At 38.0% G+C, this 4,817-nt stretch carries 4 protein-coding genes; 3 read left to right on the top strand and 1 reads right to left on the bottom strand.

Going from position 1 to position 4,817, the window contains the following annotated elements:
- The first annotated feature begins 186 nt into the window (after nucleotides 1-186).
- From Q0W95_RS07430 to sdaAA, 3 genes are all read left to right on the top strand, one after another.
- Nucleotides 187-1,419, top strand: coding sequence for a dicarboxylate/amino acid:cation symporter (locus tag Q0W95_RS07430; protein ID WP_297791427.1), 1,233 nt, complete (start codon nucleotides 187-189; stop codon nucleotides 1,417-1,419).
- 81 nt (nucleotides 1,420-1,500) lie between these two features.
- A complete protein-coding gene (sdaAB, locus tag Q0W95_RS07425; RefSeq protein ID WP_297791425.1) occupies nucleotides 1,501-2,163 on the top strand; it encodes an L-serine ammonia-lyase, iron-sulfur-dependent subunit beta in 663 nt (220 codons plus the stop codon).
- 1 nt (nucleotide 2,164) lies between these two features.
- A complete protein-coding gene (gene sdaAA, locus Q0W95_RS07420; protein ID WP_297791423.1) occupies nucleotides 2,165-3,040 on the top strand; it encodes an L-serine ammonia-lyase, iron-sulfur-dependent, subunit alpha in 876 nt (291 codons plus the stop codon).
- A 270-nt stretch (nucleotides 3,041-3,310) separates the two neighbouring features.
- On the opposite strand, the gene Q0W95_RS07415 is transcribed toward sdaAA, so the two are convergent.
- Entirely contained in the window at nucleotides 3,311-4,717 is a 1,407-nt protein-coding gene (locus Q0W95_RS07415; protein ID WP_297791421.1) for an alanine/glycine:cation symporter family protein, read from the bottom strand.
- Nucleotides 4,718-4,817: the final 100 nt, after the last annotated feature.

The raw sequence follows: 4,817 nt of genomic DNA, 5'->3' as shown, positions 1-4,817 counted from the left end.
CAAATAAAGAAAACGTTTCGAATCTGTTTGACAAAAATAATTGTTCCTGTATAATATGGGATTGAAGGTGCAAATTATGAAAGATATTTATGAAAATATTTTTACGTCAAATTTTAGAATTTTTAATTACATAGCACTTTCTTAGAAACTTGCAAAGGTTTACAAAAAACTAATAAAGGAGTACAAATGCAAGCAATTAAGAAAATAGGGCTAATCCCAAGAATGATTTTGGGTATATTAGTCGGTATCTTGGTAGGACTCTACCTACCAGAATGGTTCGTTAGAATTACAATTACTTTTTCTACAATTTTTGGGGCCTTCCTAAATTTCATAATTCCACTTATGATTTTGGCCTTTGTAACTAAGGGAATAGCAGATCTCGGAGAGGGTGCTGGAAAGCTTCTGGGGGTAACAGTAGGACTTGCCTACCTATCAACCCTTGTTGGAGGTTCATTGTCATATTTTATGGCAAATGCGATTTTCCCTGGTTTTATTTCCCAAGACCAAGTTGCGGCCATCCAAAATTCAGAAAGAGCTACCTTGGAAGCCTTCTTTGAAGTTCCAATCAAGCCTTTCTTTGATGTAACAAGTGCGATAATATTCGCCTTTATGCTTGGTATTTCAATTTCTTGGCTAAGAAAGACTAAACAAGGAGAAGTTTTATACCATGCAGTTAGCGAATTTAATATAGTTATTACCAAGGTTTTAGGAACAGCCATAGTTCCATTACTTCCATTTTTCATTTTAGGTAACTTTGCCAAGATGGCAAAATCTGGATCTGTCTTTGCAGTTCTATCAATTTTTTGGAAGATTTTCCTATGTGTAATAGCTCTTCATCTTGCCTACACAACCGTCTTGTTTGTCCTATCAGGCTCATATACAGGCAAGAATCCATTCGCTATGCTCAAAAACCAAGTTAGGGGTTATTTAACAGCGGTTGGAACCCAATCATCCGCAGCTACCATCCCAGTCAACCTACAATGTGCAGAGAATAATGGTGTTAGTCGTGAGATTTCTGACTTTGTAATCCCACTAGGAGCAACAGTCCATATGCCAGGGTCTATGATTACAATTACAGCCTGTACATTTACAATTCTCACTATGTATAATATGCCACACTCATATGGACTAATTTTAAGACTAATAGCAATCCTTGGTGTAGCGATGGTCGCAGCACCAGGAGCCCCAGGTGGAGCAGTTATGAGTGCCCTACCATTCCTACCAGTTGTAGGAATTTCACCAGAATCAACTATGGCTAGCCTTTTGATTACCTTGTACTTAACTCAAGATTCATTTGGAACAGCTGCAAATATTTCTGGAGACACTGCCCTTGCAGTCGCAGTAGATAAAATTTATAATAGGAATATACTGGGTAAGAAGGACTGGCAAGCAAAGCCAGTTAATAATGTGAAAGCGTAACTTGCTTTCTGGATTACCTTTGCAAAAAAGAATCAGGGGCGGCGGTTACATGGTCGCCCCCTTGTGTATTAAGGAGTAAGTATGACAGTTAATGTTTCTGTATTTGATATTATTGGGCCAAACATGGTTGGTCCTTCTAGCTCACACACAGCAGGAGCTTGTAAGATAGCCCACACTGCAAGACGTATGGTAGATAGAAACTTCAATGAAGTTGTATTTTACCTTCATGGATCTTTTGCTAAAACATATAAGGGTCATGGGACAAATAGGGCCCTTGTTGGTGGTGTTTTGGGCTTTGACCCAGAAGATGAGAGGATAATCAATTCTTTCGACTATGCTGATAAGGCAGGAATAAAATACACCTTCGTTGAGACTGACTTGGGGGATGTGCATCCAAACACAGTTAAGATTGTTTTCAAGTATCCAGATAGAAGCGACCTTTCAGTTCAAGGTTCTTCAATTGGTGGGGGAGCAATTGTTATCACAAACATCAACGGCAACCCTATCGAATTTAAGGCCAACAAACCAACTCTTTTCATGTCCTATGGAGAGCAAAAGGGAGTAATAGCCTTTGTTTCAGGTATTTTATTTGACAATGGTTATAATATCAACACTATGAAAACAATCAAAGAAGAAAATAACGTGATGCTAGTTTGCGAACTTGATGAAGCCCTAAAGGAAGACGTTTTGCAAAAAATAAGGGAAGGTAAGGACTTTACCTTTATTAAATATATAGGTGTGTAATATGTTGACAACAATGAAAATATTAAAAGAAAGATGTATAGAGGAAAACAAGGAACTTTGGCAACTTGCCTTAGAGGACGAGATTAAAATTACTGGAAAGACAGAAGAGGAGATTTGGGAAAGACTTCAAAGAACCCTTGATGTTATGAAAAATTCTGCCAAAGCAGCTCTTGAAACAAAAATCATATCTGTAACAGGAATGACAGGGGGAAATGCCAAGTCCATGCATGACTACTTCCTAAAGGGAGAGTCAGTACTTGGCGAAACGCCAGCTCTTGCTATGGCTATGGCTCTTTCAACATCAGAAATAAATGCAGCTATGGGAATTATAGCAGCGGCTCCAACAGCTGGCTCATCTGGAATTCTTCCAGCGACTCTAATGACCATGCACCATAAGTATGGCTACAAGGATGATGAACTCAAAAAAGCCCTCTTGGTTGCAAGTGAAATAGGTCAAATTATCTTTGACAATGCGACCTTTGCTGGAGCTGAGGGAGGATGTCAGGCAGAAACTGGTGCAGCAGCATCAATGGCAGCAGCAGCTGTGTGTTTCCTAAGAGGTTATGATATTCAAACCCAAGAAAATTCTGCAACAGCAGCTATCCTCAACATCTTAGGTCTTGTATGTGATCCTATAGGTGGGATGGTTGAATTTCCATGTAACTTGAGAAATGCAAATGGCGTAATGAATGCTCTCGCAAGTGCTGATATGGCTATGGCGAATGTTAAGATGGTAGTAACTTTCGATGAAGCAGTTGAAGCTTTGAAGAGAGTAGGTGATGTTCTACCAGCTAACCTTAGGGAAACTGGCGAGGGAGGAATTGCAGTTTGTCCATCAGCCTTAAAGCTAAAGGCAAAATATATAGATGGTGAATAAGGTTAATAATTGGAATAAACAAATAACTACCTAGCTAGAGAAATTCAGGTTGCTATCAAAAATAGATAAGCCTAAAATACAAGATTGGTCGGCTTATTATCTTTGATTTTCCAATTCTACAAAGAATTGCACTTTGTTAATATATAAAAATGCCAATAATAAAACGGACCCAATTTGGTTAATATTCTCCAAGTTGGGTCAGTTATTTTGTATTTATGAAGACTTTTAAAATTTTTCAAAATTAATTCTAGGCTTAAAGCCTATTAAAATTTATTTCCAATAATCTAAGTCTTCTTTTATTCCGATATTTTTGGCCACAAATACAGGATCTTCCCCTCTTTTTCTTTGAGCTTCGTAGTCATTGAGGCAGGCTATAAGTTTGTTTGATAAAACTAAGATAGCTGGTAGGTTTATCAGAGCCATAATTCCCATAAAGAGGTCTGAAAGATTCCAAACAAATCCTTGTTCTTGGATAGCTCCAAAGAAGATTAGAAATACTGCTATGAGTCTGTAAGGAAGTCTTTGTTTTTCTGTAAGCTCCTTGCCAACTATATAGTCAAAGTTTGAGTCTACATAGTAGAGGTTACCGATAAGGGTTGTAAATCCAAAAAGGATTAGAGAAACTGTAATAAAATAGTAGCCGAAGTTGCCAAAGACACTTGCTAAGGCTTCTTGGATGAATGGGGATCCATCAAGAGCTGGACTTGGTTCTATTCCAGAGCTTAGACCCATGAAGGCTGTAGCTGAACAAATTATTAGGGTATCGATAAATACAGATAACATTTGAACAAGTCCTTGCTTAACTGGGTGGCTAACCTTGGCAGCAGCAGCAGCATTTGGGGCAGAACCAATACCAGCTTCGTTGGAATATAGTCCTCTTTTCATACCAAGAACCATAGATGAACCAGCGAGTCCTGAAAAGATAGCCTTAAAATTGAAGGCATCTTCAAAAATTTTCCTAAATACTTCAGGAAGCCTTGTAAGATTTAATCCAATCATTATTAGGGAAACTAATACGAAAATTATTCCCATAAAAGGAACTAGTTTTTGGGTTATTTTTATAATTCTTTTTCCGCCACCGAGGATTACTAGGGCAACGGCTAGGGCAAAAAGTCCACCGAGGATTTTTGGGGTGAGATTTGGGTCATAGATTGAGTAGCTCTTGAAAGACTGTTGGAGGTTATAGCTTGCAAGCATATTGAAACCTACAGCATAACAAACAATAAGGGCTACAGAAAATACAAGACCTAGTTTCTTGCTTTTTAATCCTTGTTCTATGTAATAAGAAGGTCCACCGTAGGAGCCTTTTTCTCCTTTTTTCTTATAAATTTGTGCAAGAGTTGACTCTGCAAAGGCAGATCCTGCTCCGATTATGGCAACAAGCCACATCCAAAATACAGCTCCATATCCACCCAAGCATATGGCAGAAGAAACTCCTACAATATTTCCTGTTCCAACCCTAGATGCGGTCGAGATCATAAGAGCTTGGAAGCTTGATACATCCGATTCGTCATCTGGTTTTTCCTTGATAACCCTAAATGATTCCTTGAGAAGGCTCACTTGGATGAAACCAGTTCTTACTGTAAAGTACAGGCCGACTGCTATTAATAAGATTACTAGGATAGGAAAATATAAGACTGAGTTAATATCTCCTATGATTTTGTTCAAGTTTTCCATTATTCTTCTCCTTTACTTTTTTGATAAGCCGAGGCTAATCTTTTTTTACATTAATTCACATAACTTTATCGTGTTAATATAATAATAGACTATACCACAA

Origin of the sequence: uncultured Anaerococcus sp. (assembly GCF_947253225.1) — a bacterium.
Taxonomy (GTDB): domain Bacteria; phylum Bacillota; class Clostridia; order Tissierellales; family Peptoniphilaceae; genus Anaerococcus.
Note: the sequence above shows the minus strand (reverse complement) of the source record. Positions and strands in the feature narration are given on the sequence as shown.

Coding starts and splice junctions, on each gene's coding strand:
- sdaAB (WP_297791425.1), top strand. CDS start 1,501: ATGACAGTTAATGTTTCTGTATTTGATATTATTGGGCCAAACATGGTT.
- Q0W95_RS07430 (WP_297791427.1), top strand. CDS start 187: ATGCAAGCAATTAAGAAAATAGGGCTAATCCCAAGAATGATTTTGGGT.
- sdaAA (WP_297791423.1), top strand. CDS start 2,165: ATGTTGACAACAATGAAAATATTAAAAGAAAGATGTATAGAGGAAAAC.
- Q0W95_RS07415 (WP_297791421.1), bottom strand. CDS start 4,717: ATGGAAAACTTGAACAAAATCATAGGAGATATTAACTCAGTCTTATAT.